This window comes from Flavobacterium sp. (assembly GCF_036782315.1).
Taxonomy (GTDB): Bacteria; Bacteroidota; Bacteroidia; order Flavobacteriales; family Flavobacteriaceae; genus Flavobacterium.
Genome location: NZ_DAIPZK010000012.1, coordinates 73,276 through 97,493 on the forward strand (window position 1 = coordinate 73,276; position 24,218 = coordinate 97,493).

Sequence of the window (24,218 nt, forward strand, 5' to 3'; positions counted from 1 at the left end):
AATATCTTATTTAGATTTTGGACTAATAATTTCAACATCGCTAAAGGCTATAGCTCCACGAACAACACCAGATATAGTGTCTCTTAGTGCATTAATAATATGTATTTTTAGTTCATTCTTAGGATAAATTAAACTTACTTCTCTTGCTGGTTTTGGATCTTTAAAAGGTTTTAATTTTTCTTTACTTTTTTCATTTAAATCTAAAGTATGTAAATAAGGTAAAAGCGTAGTTCCTAATCCTTCATCGGCCAATTTAATTAATGTTTCAAAACTTCCACTTTCTAATTGAAAATGGCTATCGGCAATGTATTTATTGTTTTTACACAAATTAAGAATTCCGTTTCTAAAACAATGTCCGTCTTGTAATAGTAAAATTTTATCTAAATCTAAATCAGCAATTTCGATCTCTTTTTTATTGATGGAATGGTGATTGGACGGAACATATGCTACAAAAGGCTCATAGTATAGTACAATTTCCTTTAAATTTTCTTCTTCTAAAGGAGTAGCTGCAATGGCACAATCTAAATGACCATTTTTTAATTTTTTAATAATTTCTTCTGTAGTTTGTTCTTCAATAATCAAATTAACTTTTGGATATTTTTTGATAAAATTATTCAAAAACATAGGAAGTAGCGTTGGCATAATTGTTGGAATTATACCTACTTTAAATTCACCTCCAATATATCCTTTTTGCTGGTCAACAATGTCTTTAATTCTTCCTGCTTCGTTAACAATATTCTTAGCTTGATTTACAATTTTTTCACCAACTTCGGTTAATAGAATAGGTTTTTTACTTCTATCAAAAATTAAAATATCTAATTCATCCTCTAATTTTTGAATTTGCATACTTAAAGTTGGCTGTGTTACAAAGCACTTTTCAGCTGCTAATGTGAAATTTTTATATTCGGCTACAGCTAAAACGTAATATAGTTGTGTAATTGTCATTATTGATAAATTTGATGCAAATATAAAAACTATCAATTTAACTTATTAATAATGTGAGTAAAAAAATGTAAATTTGAGTAAATAAAATAAAAAATCATGAAATTAAATAGTTTAGGTTTACCAGTCGAACAATCAGATGAATTAGTAAATGAACTAAACGGATTGTTATCTAACTTTCAAATATATTATCAAAATTTACGAGGTTTGCATTGGAATATTCGTGGAAAACGTTTTTTTGATTTGCATTTAAAGTTTGAAGAATTATATAACGATAGTCAAATTAAAATTGATTTAATTGCTGAACGTGTTTTAACACTAGGTGGAACACCTCTTCATACTTTTTCAGATTACATCGCAAATAGTAAATTGAAAGTTGGAAAAGGAATTTCTAAAGATGTTGAAGCCATTCAATTAATATTAGATTCTTTGAGTGTTTTATTGCAAATAGAGCGAGTGATTTTAAATAAATCGGGCGATATAAATGACGAAGGAACAAATTCTATGATGAGCGATTTTATTACCGAGCAAGAAAAAACTATTTGGATGCTTAAAGCATGGATGGAAGAGGAAATATAATTAAAGAATAACACCTTTTTAGGTGTTTTTTTTTTGAAAAAATTAAGAATTGTTTCAGTTTGAAATAGTATATTCGCACTATGAAATTATTGGTAAACATATTCTTATTTGTTTTCATAACTTTTTTAGCGACTCCTACTATTATAGGTATTGTTGATGAAGAAGCAGATACTTCGTACTTTTATAATGTAAGTGAAGAAGAAGAGAATCATGCGCCTTTTAATGAAATTAAGTCTGTGCCTATTCTTAATTATTCAATAATTAATTTACCGCTTCATAAATTAAAAAAGCTTAATGTGTTAATTGTACATAATTTAAGCTTTACAACTTTATCTCATCAAATCTTTTCACCACCACCCAATTTCGCATAGTACATTTCTTAGTTTTTAGCATTCATTTTATTTGAATGTAGTATTAATGTATTATAAAAAATTCATGAATAATCATTCTGTTTTTTCCAATGTTAGAGGTGATCTAGCATCTGGATTAGTTGTGTTTTTAGTAGCATTGCCTTTGTGTTTGGGTATAGCTCTAGCTTCTGGAGCACCCTTGTTTTCGGGTATTGTATCAGGTGTTATAGGAGGAGTAGTTGTTGGTTTTTTTAGTAATTCAGCATTAAGTGTTACCGGTCCTGCAGCTGGATTAACCGCTATAGTATTAGCTGCGATTACCGATTTAGGTGGATTTGACATTTTTTTAGTAGCTGTAATTTTGTCTGGATTAATACAGATTGCATTAGGTTTTTTAAGAGCAGGAAGTTTTTCAAATTATTTTCCCACAAGTGTAATTGAAGGAATGTTAGCAGCAATTGGAATTATAATCATTTTGAAGCAAATTCCTCATGCTTTTGGTCATGATATTGATAATGAAGGTGATTTTTTCTATATAGAAAAGTCGGGACATACAACTTTTGACACTTTAATTGAAACTATTAATTTTATGCATACTGGTGCATTAATAGTGGCATTACTTTCCTTGGCTATTTTGATTACTTGGGAAAAAGTTCCCGCATTAAAAAATATTAAAGTAATTCCCGGTGCCTTAGTTGTGGTTGTGGTAAGTATTTTATTGAATGAGTTATTTATCCAAACGGGTTCTAGTTTAGCAATTGTAACTCAAAATCACTTGGTAAATCTTCCTTCTTTTACAGAAATTAAAAACGGATTTGCGTTACCCAATTTTTCTGCTCTAACCAATGAAAAAGTTTGGATAGTAGCAGTTACAATAGCTGTTGTTGCTTCTATCGAAACCTTATTATGCATTGAAGCTACCGATAAATTAGATCCATACAAACGTTTTACAGATACAAATCGCGAATTAAAAGCGCAAGGTATCGGAAATATGTTAAGTGGAATGTTAGGAGGTTTGCCTATGACTTCGGTTGTAGTTCGCTCTTCTGCAAATATAAATTCAGGAGGTAAAACAAAATTGTCTACCATTTTTCATGGCTTGCTTTTATTCACTTTCGCACTTTCAATTCCTTTTATCTTAAACAAAATTCCTTTAGCTGCTTTGGCTGCTGTGTTATTGATGGTTGGGTATAAATTGGCAAAACCAAGTGTTTTTGTGCATTTATGGAACAATGGTTATTCCCAGTTCGTTCCTTTTATAGTAACGGTAATAGCAGTAGTTCGCATTGATTTATTAAAAGGGGTTGGAATTGGTTTAGCCACAAGTATTGTTTTCATTTTGTATCAAAATTTAAAAATTGCTTACTCATTTAAAAAAGAATCTTTTAAAGATGGCGATATAATTACAATCAAATTAGCACAAGAAGTTTCTTTCTTAAATAAAGCGGCAATTAAAAATACTTTAGCGAATATTCCTAGAGGTTCTAAGTTAGTTATTGATGCTTCTAACACAAAATATATTGATTTTGACGTAGTAGAATTGATCAAAGACTTTAGAAATGTTAAAGCAGAAGACAAAGAAATAGATTTAACCTTGAAAGGTTTTAAAGAACAATATAACTTAGAAAATACAGAATTTAAACACGTCAAAATTAAGGATTCTAAAGAAGAAACTAAATAACTTAACTAAATATGAAAGCACATAATAAAGAAACACAAGCGCAAATGACTCCTCGCAAAGCATTGCAATTTTTGCAAGAGGGTAATGACCGTTTTATAAATAATTTAAAAGCCAATCGTAATTTATTAGAGCAAGTTAATGAAACTAGAGATGGTCAATGGCCTTTTGCTACTATTTTAAGTTGTATTGACAGTAGAACTTCGGCAGAATTAATTTTTGACCAAGGATTAGGCGATATTTTTTCAGTAAGAATAGCCGGAAATATTGTTAATACAGATATTCTAGGAAGTATGGAATTTGCTTGTAAAGTAGCAGGTTCAAAATTAATTGTTGTTCTAGGACATTCTAAATGTGGTGCTGTAAAAGGTGCTTGTGATCATGTTGAAATGGGGAATTTAACAGAATTGTTATCTAAAATTCAACCTGCTGTTTATGAGGAGAAAGATACTAAAGAAGAAAGAAGTTCAAAGAATAACGAATTTGTTGAAAATGTAGCAGCAATTAACGTTAAAAGAAGTGTAAAAAACATTATTGAAAGAAGTTTTGTTCTAGAGCAAATGTTAGAAAACGGACAAATTGGAATTGTAGGAGCAATGCATGATATTGAAACTGGTGTCGTAACTTTTTATGATGATGTCATGTATATTAAAGACGATTTTAATCCTGAATTTACAGTAGCTGCATTAAGACACTAATTTAATATTTATAAAAATGAATTTTAAAAAGCTATCATTTCACTTAAAATAAAGGTATTGATAGCTTTTTTGTTTTAAATTTGAAATTCTATTCCACATGATAATGAGCGATTTTTACAAAAAGATACTTGACAATAATAAAAAATGGGTTGAAGAAAAACTGGCTATAAGTCCTAACTACTTTAAAAAGTTAGCTGTAGGTCAAGAGCCACCTTTGCTTTGGATTGGGTGTTCTGATAGTCGTGTTCCTGCAAATGAAATTATAGGTGCAGAACCGGGCGAAGTTTTTGTACATCGAAACATTGCCAACATGGTTTTACATACAGATATGAATATGTTGAGCGTTTTAGATTATGCAGTTAATGCTTTAAAAGTAAAACACGTTATTGTTTGTGGTCATTATGGTTGTGGAGGAGTAAGAGCTGCTATGGGAAATACTTCAATTGGAATTATTGATAATTGGATTCGTCATATTAAAGATGTATATCGTTTTCATCATGAAGAATTAGATGCAATTGTTGATGAAAATGAGCGTTTCAATAAATTTGTTGAAATCAATGTGAAAGAACAAGTAATGGATTTAGCTAAAACTTCTATTGTTCAAAATGCTTGGAAAAGCGGTCAAGAATTGTCTTTACACGGTTGGGTTTATGGTCTTAATGATGGTTATGTAACTGATTTAGGAGTCAACTTTACTTGTGATAAAGATTTGGATGATGTGTATCAGTTGAAGTTTTAATCCTCTAAATTTTCATTAAATGCTGAAGGCAATAATTGCGGAATAAATTTAATCAAAATAGGTAATAACAAACCACCACCAGGAAGTAAAAAAATAGTTAGCGAAGGAACTGTTTTACAGATATCGAGCAATTGTTTTTTTACTTTCTTTTTTTCTTCTTTGCTTAAATCTTTAGTAGTAGATTTAGCCAGAAGTTGCATTAATTCGCCACTTTCTTTGATTTCTTTGGTTAATCTGTCTTTGTTGCGAATGATGAGTTTGGTTACATTTTTATTGGCTTGATCATAGAAATGTTTTATTGGGTTAGAATAGTTAAAAAATGGAATCTCTGATTTATATTTTTCTATGAAAAGATTAATTTCATTAGCGCTTTTTTCTAGTAATGATGAATCTAATTCCAAATCGAGGCTCAATTGTTTCAGAAAAACTTCTTCATTTGATTCTAATTTTTCATCGCTCCAAAGCGCCATTTGGGCAATATCCAATAAATACAATTTTTCCAATAGCGAAGTATGTCGCATCAATTTGATTTCTGATAATTCAATGTTTTCAATGGTATTGAATTTGGTATAACGAATCGAATTTTCAAACAATTTCACCAATAATTTATCATATTTCGACTTTCGTTCTTTTATTTTTAGAGCTAATGATACAATTTTAATACAATCCGATTCTACATTTTTTAAATAATCAGCAGGAAGTGTTTCATTTTTCAAATAATGTTCGAATGCCAAAATATCAATAAATAATAATGCATTGGTAATTATATGCGAGAAATTCTTGCTAATAGTATTGTTATTGGTTTGAATTCGGTCATCAATAATTTTTTCTAAACGCGAACTATATGAGCCTTCCGGAAGTAATTTTTTGATGAAATTCAGGTTTTCAGGCTGAATGATTTTATAGAATTGGTAAACAGAATTGATAAAGTCTTCTTTAGTTCCATTCGATTTTTCAATTCGATATAATGAAAAAAGTGTGTTTAAAAACCCAACTTTCGTCACTTCATCATACGACCATTTTGAAGTATTGATTTGATTTTTAAGCTGGTAACGTACTACATAACCATAAATAAAACCAGTTGCTCTGCAATCTTCATAAAAAGACAAAGTATTGCCTTGAAAATCAATGAAATTCTCATTGTTTTCAGCAAAAAACTTGTCAATCCAACCGTTTGCAGAAGGGTTTATCATTTTCTATAATTTCTCTTTTAAGTATTTTCCTGTTACCGAGTTTTTATTTTTGGCCACTTCTTCAGGTGTTCCAAAAGCAATTAATTTTCCACCATTTTCACCACCTTCTGGACCAATATCTAAAATGTAATCTGCACATTTGATTAAATCCAAATTGTGTTCAATCACGATAATTGAATGACCTTTTTCCAACAAAGCATCAAACGAAGCTAATAATTTTTTGATATCGTGAAAATGCAAGCCGGTTGTTGGTTCGTCAAACACAAACAAAGCTCGGTCTTTAATAGTGCCTTTTACTAAAAATGAAGCCAATTTAATTCGTTGTGCCTCGCCACCAGAAAGGGTAGAAGAGGATTGTCCTAATTGCACATAACCTAATCCAACATCTTGTAAGGGTTGTAATTTTTGCGTGATTTTTGTCTGTTTTTGTTCGGTAAAGAATAACAAAGCTTCATCAATGGTCATTTTTAGAATGTCATCGATGTTTTTGTTTTCGAAAGTAACTTCTAAGACTTCTTTTTTGAAACGTTTTCCGTTACAAGCTTCACATTCTAAGTGAACATCTGCCATGAATTGCATTTCGATGGTTACTTCACCATCACCTTTACATACTTCACATCTTCCGCCATCTACGTTGAAAGAGAAATGTTTTGCTTGATAATTTCGTAGTTTAGAAACGTTTTGTTTCGCAAATAAATCCCGAATATCATCATAAGCTTTAATATACGTAACAGGATTCGAACGTGAACTTCTTCCAATCGGGTTTTGGTCTACGTATTCGATATGTTTGATGTGAGAAAAGCTTCCAGATAATTCAGTAAACTGACCCGCTTTTTCACCAACACCTTCTAGCTTCTTTTGAATGGCTGGAAACAAAATTTTCTTTACCAATGTGCTTTTTCCACTTCCCGAAACACCAGTTATCACAGTCAAACATTCTAATGGGAAAGTGAAATTTTCATTTTTCAAGTTATTTTCTCTCGCACCAATAACTTCGATATGATTTTTATATTTTCTTCTTTTTTTTGGAACCGAAATTTCTTCTTTTCCATTCAGATATTTAGCTGTTAATGAATCGGCTTTAAGGATTTCATCATACGTTCCTTGAGCTACTAATTCACCACCATGTGTTCCTGCTTCTGGACCAATATCGATAATCATATCGGCAGCTTTCATGATGTCTTCGTCGTGCTCTACTACAATAACAGTGTTACCTAAGTCTCTAAGATTTTTTAAAACATCTATTAAGCGTTCGGTATCTTTTGGATGTAATCCAATGCTTGGTTCGTCTAAAATATACATCGAACCTACCAAACTACTTCCTAATGAAGTTGCTAAGTTAATACGTTGGGATTCACCACCAGAAAGCGTATTAGAATTACGATTTAAAGTCAAATAACTCAATCCAACGTTAAATAAAAAGTCTAAACGATTGTTGATTTCGATTAATAAACGTTTGGCAACTTTAGCATCATATTCGTTTAATTCTAATTTTTTGAAGAATTCGATTAAGTTTACAATTGGTAAATCGACTAAGTCAGAAATTGTTTTTCCACCCACTTTAATGAAATTCGCTTCGTATCGTAGGCGTTTTCCTTTACAAGTGGTACATTTTGTTTTTCCGCGATATCTTGAAAGTAAAACGCGGTTTTGAATTTTATAATTTTTCTCTTCTAATTCTGCGAAGAAATCATGTAAACCAGTGAAATACGAATTTCCATCCCAAATCAGTTGTTTTTGTTCGTCTGAAAGTTCGAAAAACGGTTTGTGAATAGGGAAATCGAATTTATAAGCGTTGTTTACCAATTGGTCGCGATACCAACCCATGCTTTCACCTCTCCAAGGGAAAATCGCATTTTCATAAACCGATAAAGCAGTATTTGGAATTACTAAATCTTCATCTATTCCAATAACACTTCCGTAGCCTTCGCAAGTAGGACAAGCTCCGTAAGGATTGTTAAAGCTAAATAAGTGAATATTCGGCTCTAAAAAAGTAATGCCATCCAATTCAAAATTAGAACTGAATTCTAAACGTTTTTGTGAATCGACTTCTTGTAAATAACAAATACCTTTTCCTTCATAAAAAGCAGTTTGAACAGCATCTGCTAATCGATTATAGAATTCTTCTTCATCTTTAACTACAATTCGGTCAACGATAAGTAGAATGTCTTTATTGTCTAATTTATGTTGGTCTATGGTATCTAAACGAACCATTTCGTTATCAACAAGTATACGAGCAAAACCTTGTTGCAATAAAACTTTTAATTTGTCTTCTAAAGCTCTTCCGTCCTCTAAATGAATAGGAGCAAGGAGTAACCATTTGCTGTCAATTGAAAATGTTTTAATGTCATTAATAACATCAGAAACCGTATCTTTTTTGACTTCTTTTCCTGAAATAGGCGAGTAGGTTTTTCCAATACGGGCAAATAACAATTTTAGATAATCGTAAATTTCGGTTGAAGTTCCAACAGTTGAACGCGCATTGCTTGTATTTACTTTTTGCTCGATGGCAATAGCAGGAGCAATTCCTTTTATGTATTCTACTTTTGGTTTATCTAATCTTCCTAAAAATTGACGAGCGTATGATGATAAACTTTCTACGTAACGACGTTGCCCTTCGGCATATAAAGTATCAAATGCTAAACTCGATTTCCCTGAACCTGAAAGTCCAGTAATCACAACTAATTTGTTTCTAGGAATAGCAACATCTAAATTTTTAAGGTTATGCAATTGTGCCCCTTTAATCAAGATATTTTTTTTTGGTTCTAAAGTAGAAAAATCGGGTTGTGTCATGGTTGTTTTTAAAAGATTCGCAAAGATAATAATTGTAAATTTATTTACTCCTATTCCTTTTGCCTTTAATCTCAATAACTAAATATTTAACTTAAAATTATTTAATAGATAAAGCCAAATATTGCGATTATTTGAGATTTTAATGTAATAATTCAATTTATTTTTAATGATAAAAAGATTTTTTTGAAGAATTATTTGGATATTAAATAAATTTTATGTTAAATTTGGACTTTAATCTTTAAAACTCATTTGCCTATAACACACCATTACTTTTTAGACCCCGAATCTTAAAATTAACTAAAAGGTATTGTTATGGCTAATCTTGTACTCCCTGACGCAGTTTTAGTGAAGAATTATATAAGTGGTGATGAATCTGCTTTAGCTTCCCTAATTGAAAGACATCAATCTAAAATCTATGGTTTTATTTATTCAAAAATAAATGATAGGGATTTATCTGATGATATTTTTCAAGACACTTTTATTAAGGTTATAAAAACTTTAAAATCTCAATCATATAATGAAGAAGGGAAATTTTTGCCTTGGGTAATGCGTATTGCTCACAATTTGGTGGTTGACCATTTTAGAAAAGCAAAAAAAATGCCTTTTCAACGTGAAACAGAAGAGTATTCAATATTTAATTATATGACCGACAATAGTTTGAATATTGAAGGGCAAATAATTACAGCTCAAGTAGAATCAGATTTGGCTAAGTTGTTAGAAGAGCTTCCTTTAGATCAAAAAGAAGTGTTGATAATGCGTATGTATCAAGATCTTAGTTTTAAGGAAATTGCTGATTTAACAGGGGTTAGTATCAATACAGCTTTAGGCAGAATGCGTTATGCTTTATTGAATTTGAGAAAAATTATAGAAAAAAATCAAATAATTTTAACTAATTAATACTAAACGTAATATTTTGCCGTTATTGATTTATAAACCAAAACCTAATAAATGGCAAAACTTTACTCTAAGAAAAAATTAGCATCTCAAAAAATGAAACCTAAAAAAGAAACGATTTCGTTTTTACTCAATTACTCAAAAGCATTGAGTATCTATAAAGTGGGAAATTCAAATTTTGAAATTATCGCTAATTAAGAAAAATGCCTCAAAGAGATTTGAGGCATTTTTTATTTTCGTAAAATTTTTTCCATCGCTTTTCCTTTCGCTAACTCGTCAATTAGTTTGTCCAAATAACGTACTTTTCTCATCAAAGGATCTTCAATTTCTTCGATGCGATAACCGCAAATTACTCCTGTAATTTTAGAAACGTTTTCGTTTAATTGTGGTGCTTGGTTAAAAAAAGTTTCGAAATCAACTTTTGTATCAATTTGTTTTTGAAGGTTTTCCAATGTATAACCAGTTAACCAACAAATAATTTCATCGACTTCAGCTTTCGTGCGATTTTTTTTCTCTGCTTTGTTTATGTAATGAGGATAAACTCCAGCAAAGATCATATGATTTATACTTCTTGATGCCATTTATTTTTTAATTTCATTAATAACACTTTTTCTTCCAATTGTTCTCGTAATAATATCTTTTTCTAAATTCCAGCCACGCGCTGGAGAATACTCACGTCCGTACCAAATAATTTGTAAGTGTAAGTCGTTCCAACATTCTTTAGGAAAAATTCTTTTGGCATCTTTTTCGGTTTGTTGGACGTTTTTTCCATCAGTAAATCCCCAACGATACATCAATCTATGAATGTGTGTATCTACAGGAAAAGCGGGTACCCCAAAAGCTTGACTCATAACCACACTCGCTGTTTTGTGTCCAACAGCGGGCAGGGATTCCAAAGCTTCAAAACTTTGTGGTACTTCTCCGTTATATTTTTCAATTAAAATTTCGGATAAACCGTGAATTCCTTTCGATTTCATTGGCGATAATCCGCACGGACGAATGATTTCTTTAATTTCTTCTATCGACATTTTAACCATGTCATAAGGATTATCTGCTTTTGCAAATAATAGAGGGGTAATTTGATTTACACGTACATCCGTACATTGTGCAGAGAGTAACACAGCAATTAGTAGAGTGTAGGGATCTTTATGGTCTAACGGTATTGGAATTTCTGGATATAATTCATTTAACGTATTTATAACAAATGTTACTTTCTCGCTTTTGGTCATTTTTAACTAAATTTGATTCGTAAAGTTATAAAGTAAAAGTACAATATCAAAATTCATTGTATCATCCGTTTTTTAACCTTATGACTAATTAATTTTAAAACTATAAGTAAATGACAACATTAAAAGCAGGAGATAAAGCTCCTAATTTCTCAGGTTTAGATCAAAATGGAATTACACATACATTATCAGATTACAAAGGGAAAAAGCTTGTAGTTTTCTTTTATCCAAAGGCAAGTACACCCGGTTGTACTGCAGAAGCTTGTGATTTAAGAGATAATTATGCTCGTTTTGAAGCAAATAATTATGCCTTATTAGGTGTAAGTGCCGATAGTGCAAAAGCGCAAGCAAAATTCATTGAAAAATATGATTTACCATTTCCGCTATTAGCTGATGAAGATAAATCAGTGATACAAGCCTTTGGTGTTTGGGGGCCAAAGAAATTCATGGGAAAAGAATACGATGGTATTCACAGAACCACTTTTGTAATTGATGAAAACGGAGTTATCGAAGAAGTAATTTCGGATGTAAAAACAAAAGCACATGCTGCTCAGATTTTAAAATAATAAAAAACCATTCGCCAAGGCGAATGGTTTTTTTAAACAAACTAAACCAATTAATTGCTGTATTAAAAAGCGTATTTGTTTTCGCTAATAATTTTGGCAGCAATTTTTTCACGAAGCGCTACCACATTTGGCATGTTCGTATATTTTGTAAATCGTTTTAATCCCATTAACATCATGCGTTGTTCATCACCTTCAGAGAAAGAAACGATTCCTTCTTTTCCTTTTTGGTTCACGATATCTACTGCATGATATAAGTATAATTTTGCCATTGCAATTTGCTCTTGTGCATTATCTTCACCAACTTTTTTAGCTAATTTCTCCGTTCTAAGAATAGTACTTTCTGCCATATAGATTTCGATTAAGATATCAGCAGCAGCCATTAACAATTGTTGGTGTGATTCCAATTCGGGTCCATATTTTTGAACAGCAGCACCTGCTACCATTAAGAATACTTTTTTCAATTTGGCAATCATTTCCTTTTCTTCAGCAAACAATTCAGAATAATCAGGAATATCGAAAGAAGGAATTCCCATTAATTCTTCAGCCACAGCCATTGCTGGTCCTAATAAATCAACATGTCCTTTCATTGCTTTTTTCACTAACATACCAACTGATAACATTCTGTTGATTTCGTTAGTTCCTTCGTAAATTCTGGCAATACGAGCATCTCTCCAAGCACTTTCCATTGGTGCATCTTCAGAGAATCCCATTCCACCAAAAATTTGAATTCCTTCATCCGTACAGTTTTGAACATCTTCTGAAACAGCTACTTTTAAGATAGAACATTCGATAGCGAATTCTTCAACACCTTTTAATTCAGCTTCTTGGTGTGAATTTCCTTCACTTACTCTAATATTGATTCTGTTTTCAATATCTGCAGCCGCTCTGTAAGTTGCACTTTCTCCAGCATATGCATTTGTTGCCATTTCAGCAATTTTAGCTTGAATTGCCCCAAAACTTGAAATAGGGGTTTTAAACTGAACTCTTTCATTTGCATATTGAACTGCGCCAGAAATCGTTCTACGTTGTGCTTCTAAACAAGCTGCTGCTAATTTAATACGTCCAACATTCAAAGCATTCATTGCAATTTTGAATCCTTCGCCACGACCTGCTAACATATTCTCTACTGGTACTTTCGTTTCATTAAAGAAAACCTGACGAGTAGAAGAGGAACGAATACCTAATTTGTGTTCTTCATCTCCTAAAGAAATTCCGTTTGATGGATCATTCTCAACGATGAAACCTGTGATGTTTTTATCATCTTCGATACGAGCAAAAACGATAAATACATTACAGAATCCAGCATTTGAAATCCACATTTTTCCACCAGTGATTTTATAATGTGTTCCATCTTCAGAAAGAACGGCTTTTGTTTTTCCTGAATTTGCATCAGATCCTGCACCTGGTTCTGTTAAACAGTAAGCACCAAACCATTCGCCAGAAGCTAATTTTGGTACATATTTTTGTTTTTGTTCTTCCGTTCCGTATAAAGTAATTGGCATCGTTCCAATTCCGGTGTGTGCACCAAAAGCTGTTGAAAATGAACCTGTCGCTCCTGAAATATAATCACATACTAAAACCGTGTTTACGAATCCCATTTCCATACCACCGTAAGCAGCAGGAACGGCAACACTTAAATAACCCAATTCACCAGCTTTACGCATGATTTCTTCGGTTAAAGCGTAATCTTTCTTTTCGAAGCGCTCTTTATTTGGCCAAATTTCTTTGTCTACGAACTCAATTACCGAATCACGCATCATAATTTGCTCTTCATTGAAATCTTCTGGTGTGAAGATGTCTTCGCATTTTGTTTCTTTTACAAGGAATTGTCCTCCTCTGATGATATCTGACATAATTAGCCCCCTATCCCCCAAAGGGGGAACCTATTAGGGGTCAATAGGGTTTAAATTTTACAATATAATTTTTTTATAGTATTTCAGTATAATGTATAACCACAATCCATATTCCCCCTTTGGGGGTTAGGGGGCTTTACTTCAAAAATTCAAAAATTCCGGCTGCACCTTGACCAGTTCCAACACACATCGAAACGATTCCGTATTTGCTGTTTCTCAGGCGCATTTCATCAAACAATTGAACGGATAGTTTAGCTCCTGTACAACCTAGTGGGTGACCTAAAGCGATAGCCCCACCATTTACGTTTACGATTTCAGGATTTAAACCTAATTCTCTCACAACTGCTAAAGATTGTGCTGCGAAAGCTTCGTTTAATTCAATTAAATCGATTTGGTCTTGTTTTAATCCTGCTTGTTTTAATGCTTTTGGAATTGCGGTAACTGGTCCAATTCCCATGATTCTTGGTTCTACTCCTGAAGCAGCGTAGCTAACCATTCTTGCAATTGGTTCTAAGTTTAATTCTTTTACCATTTCTTCGCTCATAATTAAAACGAAAGCCGCTCCATCACTCATTTGCGAAGAGTTTCCAGCTGTAACCGAACCATCAGCAGCGAATACTGGTCGTAATCCAGCTAAAGCTTCTACCGAAGTTCCAGCTCTAGGACCTTCGTCTTTATTTACAACGTAAGATTTTGTTTCTTTTTTACCATTTTCATTGATAAACGTTTGTTCCACTGTGATAGGAGCAATTTGTTTATCGAATTTACCTTCTGCTTGTGCTTTTAAGGCTTTCATATGTGAATGGTAAGCAAATTCATCTTGATCTTCACGCGAAACGTTGAATTGTTTTGCAACTGCTTCAGCCGTTAATCCCATTCCCCAGTAATAATCTTCATGACCTGCAGCGGCAACTTTGTAATCTGGTGTTGGTTTGTAACCTCCCATTGGAATATAACTCATACTTTCGGAGCCACCAGCGATAATACAATCTGCCATTCCAGATTGAATTTTAGCCGTTGCCATTGCAATAGTTTCAACTCCAGAAGCACAATATCTATTTACTGTAACTCCAGGAACATCGGTGATTTTTAATCCCATTAATGAAATTAAACGCCCAACGTTCAAACCTTGTTCTGCTTCTGGCATGGCGTTTCCTACCATCACATCATCAATACGTGCTTTGTCGAAATCAGGCAAATCCATCATCATGTGTTCGATGGTTTCTGCTGCTAATTCGTCAGGTCTTTTGAATCGGAATACCCCTTTTGGAGCTTTTCCTACTGCGGTTCGGTAACCCGAAACTATATATGCGGTTGTATTTTTCATATCTAATATATTTTTCTACCAATATTTCGCCTCTACGAGGCTATTAATTACGTAAAGGTTTACCCTTAGTTAGCATATATTGAATTCTCTCAAGAGATTTTCTTTCTCCTGTTAGAGATAAAAAGGCTTCTCTTTCTAAATCCAATAAATATTGTTCAGAAACTAAAGTTGCTTCTGATAAATCACCACCCGCCATAACGTAAGCTAATTTATTGGCAATTTTCTTATCGTGTTCAGAAATGTATTTACCAGCTTCCATTTGGTCAGTTCCAACTAAGAACATACCTAAAGCTTGTTTACCTAATACTTTGATGTCTTTTCTTCTCACTGGTTGGGTGTAACCTTGTTCTGCCATTTGTAAGGCTACTTGTTTAGCTGTTGCAATTTGGCGGTCTTTGTTTACCACAACAATATCTCTTCCTTTTTGTAAAACTCCGGTATCGAAACCTTCGTAAGCTGAAGTAGCTACTTTTGCCATTCCCACGGTTAAGAAATATTCTTGCAAAACATTCAATTCTACATCGTTTTTGCGGAATAAATCAGAAGCTCTCAAAGCCATTTCTTTAGAACCACCACCACCAGGAATTACTCCAACACCAAATTCTACTAAACCGATGTATGTCTCTGCTGCGGCAACCGCTCTGTCTGAATGCATTACTAATTCGCAACCACCACCAAGAGTCATACCGTGAGGAGCAGCGATAACTGGGATTGCTGAATAACGACAACGCATCATCGTGTCTTGGAACATTTTGATAGCAATATTTAATTCGTCATATTCTTGCTCAACAGCCATCATGAAAATCATTCCTAAGTTCGCTCCAACAGAGAAATTAGCTCCTTGATTACCAATTACTAAACCGTTATAATCTTTTTCAGCAATATCAATTGCTTTATTAATTCCTTGTAAAACACCAGCGCCAATTGAATTCATTTTGGAAGTAAATTCTAAATTGATGATTCCATCACCTAAATCGGTAATGATTGAATCGCTGTTGTTCCATATTTTTTTGCTTTCGCGAATGTTATTTAAGATAATGAAAGCATCCTGACCAGGAACTTTCTCTACTTTTTTATTCGTGATAGAGTAGAAGTGTGTTGCTCCATCTTTAATCGAATAAAAAGAAGTATTTCCAGATGCTAACATATCGGTTACCCAAGAAGCAGGTTGGTAACCTTCCGCTTTCATTAATTCGATTCCTTTTTCAACTCCGATAGCATCCCAAATTTCGAATGGACCGTTTTCCCAACCGAAACCAGCTTTCATTGCATCGTCGATTTTGTAAAACGCATCTGTAATTTCAGGAATTCTATTGGAACAATATTGGAACATCGAAGCGAAGTTTTTTCTATAAAAATCACCTGCTTTGTCTTTTCCAGTAACTAAAACTTTGAATCTATCGATTGGTTTTTCAATTGTTTTGGTTAATTCTAAAGTGGCGAAAGATGCTTTTTTATTTGGTCTATAAGTCAAAGTATCTAAATCTAAAGTTAGAATATCTTTTCCTTCTTTTTTGTAGAAACCTTGTCCAGTTTTACTTCCCAACCATTTGTTTTCCATCATTTTGTTTACAAATTCAGGAAGTTTGAATAATTCATGCGCTTCGTCATTTGGACAATTTTCATAAATTCCGTTAGCCACATGAACTAAAGTATCTAATCCTACAACATCAACCGTTCTAAAAGTAGCTGATTTTGGACGACCAATAACTGGTCCGGTTAATTTATCTACTTCTTCAACCGTTAATCCCATTTCTTTTACTTGATGGAATAAACTTTGAATTCCAAAGATTCCAATTCTATTTCCGATAAAAGCCGGAGTATCTTTAGCAACAACTGAAGTTTTTCCTAAGAATTTTTCGCCATAACCGTTTAAGAAATCCAATACTTCTTGTGATGTTTTTGGACCAGGAATAATTTCAAATAATTTTAAGTAACGTGCTGGATTGAAAAAGTGTGTACCACAGAAATGTTTTTGGAAATCTTCGCTTCTTCCTTCGCTCATGAACTGAATGGGAATACCAGAAGTATTCGAAGTTACTAAAGTTCCTGGTTTTCTATATTTATCAACTTGTTCAAAAACAATTTTCTTGATGTCTAATCGTTCCACAACTACTTCGATAATCCAATCAGCAGTTGCAATTTTAGATATATCATCGGTTGTGTTTCCAGTAGTTATTCTTGAAGCAAAACTTGGATGATAAATAGGAGAAGGTTTTGATTTTAAAGCGTTAGCTAAATGATCATTAACTAATCGGTTTCTAACGGCTTTACTTTCTAAAGTTAATCCTTTTTTCTGTTCGGCTTCCGTTAGTTCATTTGGAGCAATGTCTAAAAGTAAGACTTCAACACCAATATTGGCAAAATGACAAGCAATACCGCTTCCCATAATTCCGGAACCAATAACAGCAACTTTTTTAATATTACGTTTCATGTTGATAGGTTTGTTGTTTTATTTGTCGTTATAGATTTTTTTATCGGCAATCAATTCGTTTATAATTTCGGCTACTTCCATGAAATGTTGTAGTTTTTCTTCACTAACATGTTGTTTTACCGCCTCATTAAAACGAAGAACAGTTTCTTTAGAAAGTTCTCTCTTTTCTTTTCCTTCTTTAGTTAATTGAATGATAACACCTCTACCATCAGTCGGATTCTTTTTGCGAGTAATTAAACCTCGTTCTTCCATTGATTTTAAGGTTCTTGTTAAGCTTGTAGCTTCCATTCCCATTTTCGGTCCTAATGTAGTTGAAGGTGATCCTTTTTCTTTATCAATACTCAATAGTGCAAACCCAGTTGCCATAGTTGCATTGTATTTTGCGGCTTCTTCGTTGTACATTCTTGCTACAGCTTGCCATGTAGCTCTTAATATATAGTCTATAGTTTTATCTTTCATATAAGTTGAATCTAAACTTTTTCAAATATAAAAAAAAATACTATGCACGCATAGTATTTTTAACATTTTTTATAAAATTTAACATTTATAAATAGCAAAACCCACGAAATGTGGGCTTTACCGTTTTTATCCATAAATTTTTTGATATAAATCAGAATATTTTTCTTTAATGATTTTACGTTTTAACTTCATAGTAGGAGTAAGGTGTCCGGCATCAATAGACCAAACATCAGGAGTAAGTTCAAAACGTTTTACCTTTTCCCAATTTCCAAACTTTTCATTTGCAATATCAATTTCTTCTTGAATTCTATCGATAACCATTTTATTAGAACACAATTCTTCATTTGTATTAAATTTTAGATTGTGTCTAGAAGCCCATTCACTTACAAACTCAAAATTAGGTTGAATAAAAGCAGCAGGCATTTTTTCGCCATCTCCAATTACCATAATTTGTTCAATGAAACGCGATTGCTTAAATGCATTTTCTAAAATTTGAGGCGCAACATATTTTCCTCCAGATGTTTTAAACATTTCTTTTTTACGATCAGTAATCTTTAAGAAACCATCGGCATCAATTTCACCAATATCTCCAGTGTGGAAATAACCATCTTTTAATACTTCAGCAGTTTGAGTTTCGTCTTTGTAATACCCAATCATAACATTTGGACCTTTACATAAAATCTCTCCGTCTTCAGCAATTTTAACTTCAACACCGTTTAATACTTTTCCGACAGTTCCTACTCTGAATCCACCGTTTCTCATATCATTTACTGAAATTACTGGAGAAGTTTCGGTTAAACCATAACCTTCCATAACAGGAATATTAGCGGCACAGAAAACTCGAGTTAAACGAGATTGTAAAGCAGCACTACCAGAAACTAATAGTTCTAATTCACCTCCTAAACCTTCTTGCCATTTAGAGAAGATTAATTTGCGAGCTATTTTTAATTTGAATTCGTAGAAAGCTCCATTTTGTTTATATGGTTTGTATTCCATACCTAAATTTAATGCCCAAAAGAAAAGTGCTTTTTTAATTCCTGTTAAATCGGCTCCTTTAGCATAAATTTTATCGTAAACTTTTTCTAATAAACGAGGTACAACCGACATCACATGAGGTTTTACTTCTTTTAAGTTATCTGAAATTTTCTCAATACTTTCAGCGAAGTAAATTGATATGCCATAATATTGGTATAAATACGTCAACATTCTTTCGAAAATATGACAAATAGGTAAGAAGCTTAAAGCTCTTGTATCTCCAGCTCTTAATGGAACTCTTGGAGCACTCATAAGAACATCTGAAACAATATTTTGGTGACTTAACATTACCCCTTTTGGTCTTCCTGTAGTTCCAGAAGTATAGATAATTGTTGCTAGATCTGTAGTGTTTACATTGTTTTTTCTATCTTCAACAACATCTTGATTGGATTCATCTGCACCAAGTTCTAAGATTTCTTTCCAACTTTTGCATCCACTAATATCGTTAAACGAATATATATCTTTTAGTGTTGGAACATTGTTTTTAATGCTTTGTAATTTATCGTAAACTTCCGAATCTGATACAAATACATATTGTGATTCAGAATGATTTAAAATGTATTCGTAATCTTCAGCTGAAATAGTTGGATACATGGGAACGGTTTGAGCACCAGTTTGTAATGTTCCAATATCTGTAATATGCCATTCTGTTCGATTGTTAGAAGAAATGATAGCAATTTTATCATTTTTATTAACACCTAATCTAATTAAACCTCTCGAAAAAGCATTGGCTTTATCTAAATATTCCTGGGTTGAAGTTTTCACCCATGTATCGCCATATTTGGTTACTAAGGCATCTTTTAGATTGTATTTTTCTAATTGATAATAAGGAAATTCAAATAAACGAGTAATTTGATTCATAATTTACAGTTTTATAATGTTGCAAATTAAGAAAATATAATTAATTAACCAATTTTTTATTGAATTGACAAAATGTTATTTGTAAGTTTTTGAAAATGAAACTATTATGCTTGCATAATAAAAAAAGCCTTCTGTTAAGAAGGCTTTCCGTGTATTTATTTTCTGCTTTCAATCCATTTTCTGGCATTCACAAAAGCTTCTAACCATGGCGAAACTTCATCTTTTTGTTCTCTTTCTGGGTAATGTGCCCAGTTCCAAGGGAAAGTCGAACGCTCTATGTGTGGCATCATTACTAGATGTCTTCCAGTAGCATCACACATCATAGCAGTGTTGAAATCAGAACCATTTGGATTGGCTGGATAACCTTCGTAAGCGTATTTTGCTACAATATTATATTTATCTTCTGAATATGGTAATTTGAATTTTCCTTCACCATGTGAAATCCAAACGCCTAAAGTAGTTCCTTCTAATGTTGATAACATTACCGAATTATTCTTCTGAATCGTTACCGAAGTAAATCCACTCTCGTGTTTGTTTGAAGTATTATGATGCATTTTTCCGTGAACTTCATGTTCTGGATTAATTAATTCCAATTCCATTAATAACTGACATCCATTACATATTCCAACTGAAAGTGTGTCTTCGCGTTTGAAGAAGTTTTTCAAAGCGGTGTTCGCTTTTTCGTTGTATAAAAACGCTCCAGCCCAACCTTTAGCCGAACCTAAAACATCCGAATTTGAGAATCCTCCAACTGCTCCAATGAATTGAATGTCTTCCAATGTTTCTCTTCCCGAAATTAAATCGGTCATGTGAACATCTTTTACATCAAATCCTGCCAAGAACATAGCATTTGCCATTTCACGTTCAGAATTACTTCCTTTTTCACGAATGATAGCTGCTTTTGGTTTTGGTTTTGAAGCATCAATCACAGGTAATTTACCTGTAAAATGCGATGGGAAAGTGAATTGTAATTTTTGGTTTTTGTAATTGTCAAAACGTGCTTGCGCCATTCCGTTTTTAGATTGTTTGGAATCTAAAAGGAAAGATGTTTTGTACCAAGTATCTCTTAATGTTGCAACACTGAATGTCAAACTATCTTCACCATTGATAACTGTAAACGCATCACCATCGATAGCCGAACCAATTTTGAAAATTTCAATGTTATGTTTGGCGAAAGTCGCTTCCACTTCAGCACTCGCTTGGAAAACAACACCGATATTTTCATTAAATAAGGCTTTAACCGTATCTTTTTCTCCTAATGAAGTCAAGTCGATTAACGCACCTAATTTATCATCTGCAAAACACATTTCTAATAGAGTAGTGATTAAACCACCACTTCCAATATCGTGTCCTGCTTTAATTTTTCTGTCTTTGATTAAATCTTGTAAAACGTTGAACGCTTTTTTGAAGAATTCTGAATTTTGAATCGTTGGAACGTCATTTCCAATTTTATTCAACACCTGAGCAAATGAACTTCCACCTAATTTAAAGGAATCTTGCGATAAATTGATGTAGTAAATATTTCCGCCGTTTCTTTGTAAAACAGGTTCTACGACTTTCGTAATGTTCGAACAATTTCCAGCAGCTGAAATAATTACCGTTCCTGGTGCAATTACTTCATCATTTGGATATTTTTGTTTCATCGAAAGCGAATCTTTTCCGGTTGGAATATTGATTCCCAATTCAATAGCAAAATCAGAACAACCTTTTACAGCTTCATATAAACGAGCGTCTTCTCCTTCGTTTTTACAAGCCCACATCCAGTTGGCAGATAATGAAACTGATTGTAAACCGTCTTTTAACGGAGCCCAAACGATATTTGATAACGCCTCAGCAATAGCAGTTCTTGAACCCGCAACAGGATTTACTAAAGCCGAAATAGGCGAGTGTCCAAGTGAAGTGGCAATACCTTCTTTTCCTTTGAAATCCAATGCCATAACTCCGACATTGTTCAACGGTAATTGTAATGGACCCACGCATTGTTGTTTTGCTACACGTCCGCCTACACAACGGTCTACTTTATTTGTTAACCAATCTTTACAAGCTACTGCTTCTAATTGTAAAACCTGACTTAAGTAGCTTCCAATATTTTCTTTGTTATATTCTAAATCTGAATAGTTTGTAGCAACGGTTTTATCCGTCATGATAGTTTTTGGTGAACTTCCAAAGAAATCTTCCAAAGCATAATCCATTGGTTTTACACCAGTCGATTTTGATTCGAATGTAAATCTATGGTCGTTAGTTACGTCACCCACTTGATACATTGGAGAACGCTCTCTGTCTGCAATTCTTTGTAAGGTTTCGATATCTTTTTCACCAATAACCAATCCCATTCTTTCTTGCGATTCGTTTCCGATGATTTCTTTAGCTGAAAGTGTTGGGTCACCAACAGGTAATTTATCTAAATCAATTAATCCTCCAGTTTCTTCAACTAATTCCGATAAACAATTCAAATGTCCACCTGCACCATGATCGTGAATAGAAACAATTGGATTGTTATCACTTTCAACCAAACCACGAATAGCATTAGCAGCACGTTTTTGCATTTCAGGATTGGAACGTTGAATAGCATTTAATTCAATTCCTGAACCAAAAGCTCCTGTATCTGCTGATGAAACCGCAGCTCCACCCATTCCAATTCTATAATTTTCTCCACCTAAAATAACGATTTTATCGCCAGCTGTAGGTTTCTTTTTTATCGCTTGATCTAATTTTCCGTAACCAATTCCACCCGCTTGCATGATAACTTTATCGTAACCAATTTTACGGTTGTTTTCTTCATGTTCGAAAGTCAGAATAGAACCCGTAATTAAAGGTTGCCCAAATTTATTTCCAAAATCAGAAGCTCCGTTTGAAGCTTTAATCAAAATATCCATTGGTGTTTGATACAACCATGGTCTTTCAGCCATTCCGTTTTCCCAAGGACGTTCTTCTGCCAAACGAGAATACGATGTCATGTAAACAGCAGTTCCTGCCAATGGTAACGAACCTTGTCCACCTGCTAAACGGTCACGAATTTCTCCTCCAGAACCAGTTGCAGCTCCGTTGAAAGGCTCAACTGTGGTTGGGAAATTATGTGTTTCTGCTTTTAAGGAAAGTACCGAATCAAATTCCTTTTCTTGGTAGAAATCAGGTTTATCAGCGCTTTTTGGAGCGAATTGTGTTACTTTCGGACCTTTAATAAAAGCTACGTTATCTTTATATGCCGAAACAATATCGTTTGGATTGGTTTCCGATGTTTTCTTAATTAATTTGAATAAAGAAGTTGGTTTTTCTTCGCCATCAATCACAAAAGTTCCGTTGAAAATTTTGTGACGACAGTGTTCTGAATTCGCTTGAGAGAAAGCGAAAATTTCAGAATCGGTTAATTTTCTTCCTAATTTTGTAGAAAGGTTGTTCAAATAGTCCACTTCTTCAGGACTTAATGCTAAACCTTCTGATTTATTGTAAGCGTCAATATCTTCAATATCTAAAATAGGTTCAGGTTGGATATTAATCGTGTAAATTTCTTGGTTTAATTCCGAATACTTTTGCGAAAGCATTGGGTCGAAATCATTAAAATCAGCACTTACTTTTTGGAATTCTTCAATTCTAATAATACCAGAAATTCCCATGTTTTGAGTAATTTCTACCGCATTTGTACTCCAAGGCGTAATCATAGCGGCACGTGGTCCAACAAAAAAATCCGACAATACGGATTTTTCTATTTTATGTGCGTTGCCAAAAAGCCAATTTAATTTGTTGATGTCTTCAGTCGATAATTCGTTTTGCGTTTGAACCGCAAATACGGTGTTGGATTGGTTTCCGAAGAAATGAATCATTGTGTGTTGTTGTTTGTGTGTTGTTGAAAGTGCAAATTTATTCTAAAAAGTTAGAATTTCAAAAGCATTAATAATAAAGTTTAAGACAAAAAAAAACTGCCACTAGTAAATGGCAGTTTGTAAGGAGTTTTTTAATTTTATTTTCTTCTTTTTGAAAGAATTTCCATAGTTTTAAATTCTTTTTTATTTGCATCGATATCAAACATTTCCATTTTTTGTGTGTTTTCGTCAATGTAAGTGATAATTTCTTTTATCATTTTTTCTTTCCCAGTAACTGGGTCAACCATAGCACCATTAAAGGTTAACGTTTTAGTTGCTTCGTCATATTTTCCACGAGAAACTAACATTCCAGTTCCCATATTGTCCACCCATGTGGCAATATATTCTTTAGAAGCATTGTCATAAGCAGTCATGCCTCTACCTTCAAAAGGCATTCCCCACATATCACCTTTGTAAATTCCTTCTTGGTATTTACCATCCAGAATCATTCTGTAAACGGCTACCGATTTTGCTTTTTGTGGTTCAGGATTTCCCTCCATCCAAAAAGTCATATCTGCATCCCATGTTCCAGTATCTTTTGCAAGCATTTCGTGAGCTTTTGATGGAGTTGCATAATCTGCCCAAGCTTTAGCAACGGTTGCAGAATCTGGTTTTGTTTCTGATGCAATTTCTTCTTTTGAAACGGTTTCTTCTGGTTTTTGAGTTTCTTCTTTTTTACAAGAAATAAATGTTAAACCAATAATTAAAAGAGATAAAGAGAGATTTTTCAT

The 24,218-nt window shown here is 33.1% G+C and carries 20 protein-coding genes; 8 read left to right on the top strand and 12 right to left on the bottom strand.

Annotated features, from left to right (window positions below; genetic code table 11):
• Positions 1-6 precede the first annotated feature (6 nt).
• On the bottom strand, positions 7-945 hold the full coding sequence (locus V7P59_RS10805) for a LysR substrate-binding domain-containing protein (RefSeq protein WP_333810172.1): 939 nt from the start codon (positions 943-945) through the stop codon (positions 7-9).
• A gap of 96 nt (positions 946-1,041) precedes the next feature.
• Here V7P59_RS10805 and V7P59_RS10810 point away from each other — a divergent pair, with 96 nt between their 5' ends.
• The 5 genes from V7P59_RS10810 (at position 1,042) to can (ending at position 4,986) form a co-directional block, all read left to right on the top strand.
• Positions 1,042-1,521 (top strand): Dps family protein, encoded by a 480-nt coding sequence (locus tag V7P59_RS10810; RefSeq protein WP_333810173.1) that lies wholly within the window; start codon positions 1,042-1,044, stop codon positions 1,519-1,521.
• A gap of 89 nt (positions 1,522-1,610) precedes the next feature.
• Positions 1,611-1,892 carry a hypothetical protein gene (locus tag V7P59_RS10815; protein WP_333810174.1) on the top strand — a complete coding sequence of 94 codons (282 nt, stop codon included), beginning with the start codon at positions 1,611-1,613 and terminating at the stop codon, positions 1,890-1,892.
• A 64-nt stretch (positions 1,893-1,956) separates the two neighbouring features.
• Positions 1,957-3,552: a SulP family inorganic anion transporter gene (locus V7P59_RS10820; protein WP_333810175.1), complete on the top strand. Its 1,596-nt coding sequence runs from the start codon at positions 1,957-1,959 to the stop codon at positions 3,550-3,552.
• Between the two features lie 11 nt (positions 3,553-3,563).
• Entirely contained in the window at positions 3,564-4,247 is a 684-nt protein-coding gene (locus V7P59_RS10825) for a carbonic anhydrase family protein (RefSeq protein ID WP_333810176.1), read from the top strand.
• A gap of 103 nt (positions 4,248-4,350) precedes the next feature.
• A complete protein-coding gene (can, locus tag V7P59_RS10830; protein WP_333810177.1) occupies positions 4,351-4,986 on the top strand; it encodes a carbonate dehydratase in 636 nt (211 codons plus the stop codon).
• Here can and V7P59_RS10835 read toward each other — a convergent pair.
• Positions 4,983-6,179 carry an LETM1-related biofilm-associated protein gene (locus tag V7P59_RS10835; protein WP_333810178.1) on the bottom strand — a complete coding sequence of 399 codons (1,197 nt, stop codon included), beginning with the start codon at positions 6,177-6,179 and terminating at the stop codon, positions 4,983-4,985. The genes can and V7P59_RS10835 overlap by 4 nt on opposite strands.
• 3 nt (positions 6,180-6,182) lie before the next feature.
• On the bottom strand, positions 6,183-8,972 hold the full coding sequence (uvrA, locus tag V7P59_RS10840; RefSeq protein WP_333810203.1) for an excinuclease ABC subunit UvrA: 2,790 nt from the start codon (positions 8,970-8,972) through the stop codon (positions 6,183-6,185).
• A gap of 312 nt (positions 8,973-9,284) precedes the next feature.
• Here uvrA and V7P59_RS10845 point away from each other — a divergent pair, with 312 nt between their 5' ends.
• Together V7P59_RS10845 and V7P59_RS10850 are read left to right on the top strand one after the other, a co-directional pair.
• Positions 9,285-9,869, top strand: a complete 585-nt coding sequence (locus tag V7P59_RS10845) for an RNA polymerase sigma factor (protein ID WP_333810179.1) — start codon at positions 9,285-9,287, stop codon at positions 9,867-9,869.
• Between the two features lie 51 nt (positions 9,870-9,920).
• Entirely contained in the window at positions 9,921-10,064 is a 144-nt protein-coding gene (locus tag V7P59_RS10850) for a hypothetical protein (RefSeq protein WP_333810180.1), read from the top strand.
• Between the two features lie 32 nt (positions 10,065-10,096).
• On the opposite strand, the gene V7P59_RS10855 is transcribed toward V7P59_RS10850, so the two are convergent.
• Together V7P59_RS10855 and V7P59_RS10860 are read right to left on the bottom strand one after the other, a co-directional pair.
• Positions 10,097-10,447, bottom strand: a complete 351-nt coding sequence (locus V7P59_RS10855; protein ID WP_333810181.1) for a DUF2200 domain-containing protein — start codon at positions 10,445-10,447, stop codon at positions 10,097-10,099.
• A complete protein-coding gene (locus V7P59_RS10860; RefSeq protein WP_333810182.1) occupies positions 10,448-11,095 on the bottom strand; it encodes an endonuclease III domain-containing protein in 648 nt (215 codons plus the stop codon).
• Positions 11,096-11,205: 110 nt separating this feature from the next.
• On the opposite strand from V7P59_RS10860, the gene bcp reads away from it, so the two are divergent.
• The gene (gene bcp / locus V7P59_RS10865; protein WP_333810183.1) at positions 11,206-11,658 is read left to right on the top strand and encodes a thioredoxin-dependent thiol peroxidase; all 453 of its coding nucleotides are present in this window, start codon (positions 11,206-11,208) and stop codon (positions 11,656-11,658) included.
• Between the two features lie 62 nt (positions 11,659-11,720).
• On the opposite strand, the gene V7P59_RS10870 is transcribed toward bcp, so the two are convergent.
• From V7P59_RS10870 to V7P59_RS10900, 7 genes are all read right to left on the bottom strand, one after another.
• Positions 11,721-13,511 carry an acyl-CoA dehydrogenase family protein gene (locus tag V7P59_RS10870; protein WP_333810184.1) on the bottom strand — a complete coding sequence of 597 codons (1,791 nt, stop codon included), beginning with the start codon at positions 13,509-13,511 and terminating at the stop codon, positions 11,721-11,723.
• A gap of 136 nt (positions 13,512-13,647) precedes the next feature.
• Positions 13,648-14,838, bottom strand: a complete 1,191-nt coding sequence (locus V7P59_RS10875) for an acetyl-CoA C-acyltransferase (protein WP_333810185.1) — start codon at positions 14,836-14,838, stop codon at positions 13,648-13,650.
• A gap of 43 nt (positions 14,839-14,881) precedes the next feature.
• Positions 14,882-17,272, bottom strand: coding sequence for a 3-hydroxyacyl-CoA dehydrogenase/enoyl-CoA hydratase family protein (locus V7P59_RS10880; protein WP_333810186.1), 2,391 nt, complete (start codon positions 17,270-17,272; stop codon positions 14,882-14,884).
• Positions 17,273-17,290: 18 nt separating this feature from the next.
• Positions 17,291-17,731 (bottom strand): MarR family winged helix-turn-helix transcriptional regulator, encoded by a 441-nt coding sequence (locus tag V7P59_RS10885; protein ID WP_333810187.1) that lies wholly within the window; start codon positions 17,729-17,731, stop codon positions 17,291-17,293.
• A 126-nt stretch (positions 17,732-17,857) separates the two neighbouring features.
• Positions 17,858-19,627, bottom strand: coding sequence for an AMP-dependent synthetase/ligase (locus V7P59_RS10890; protein ID WP_333810188.1), 1,770 nt, complete (start codon positions 19,625-19,627; stop codon positions 17,858-17,860).
• Between the two features lie 155 nt (positions 19,628-19,782).
• Positions 19,783-23,448, bottom strand: a complete 3,666-nt coding sequence (purL, locus tag V7P59_RS10895; RefSeq protein ID WP_333810189.1) for a phosphoribosylformylglycinamidine synthase — start codon at positions 23,446-23,448, stop codon at positions 19,783-19,785.
• Positions 23,449-23,585: 137 nt separating this feature from the next.
• On the bottom strand, positions 23,586-24,218 hold the full coding sequence (locus V7P59_RS10900) for a DUF1579 domain-containing protein (protein WP_333810190.1): 633 nt from the start codon (positions 24,216-24,218) through the stop codon (positions 23,586-23,588).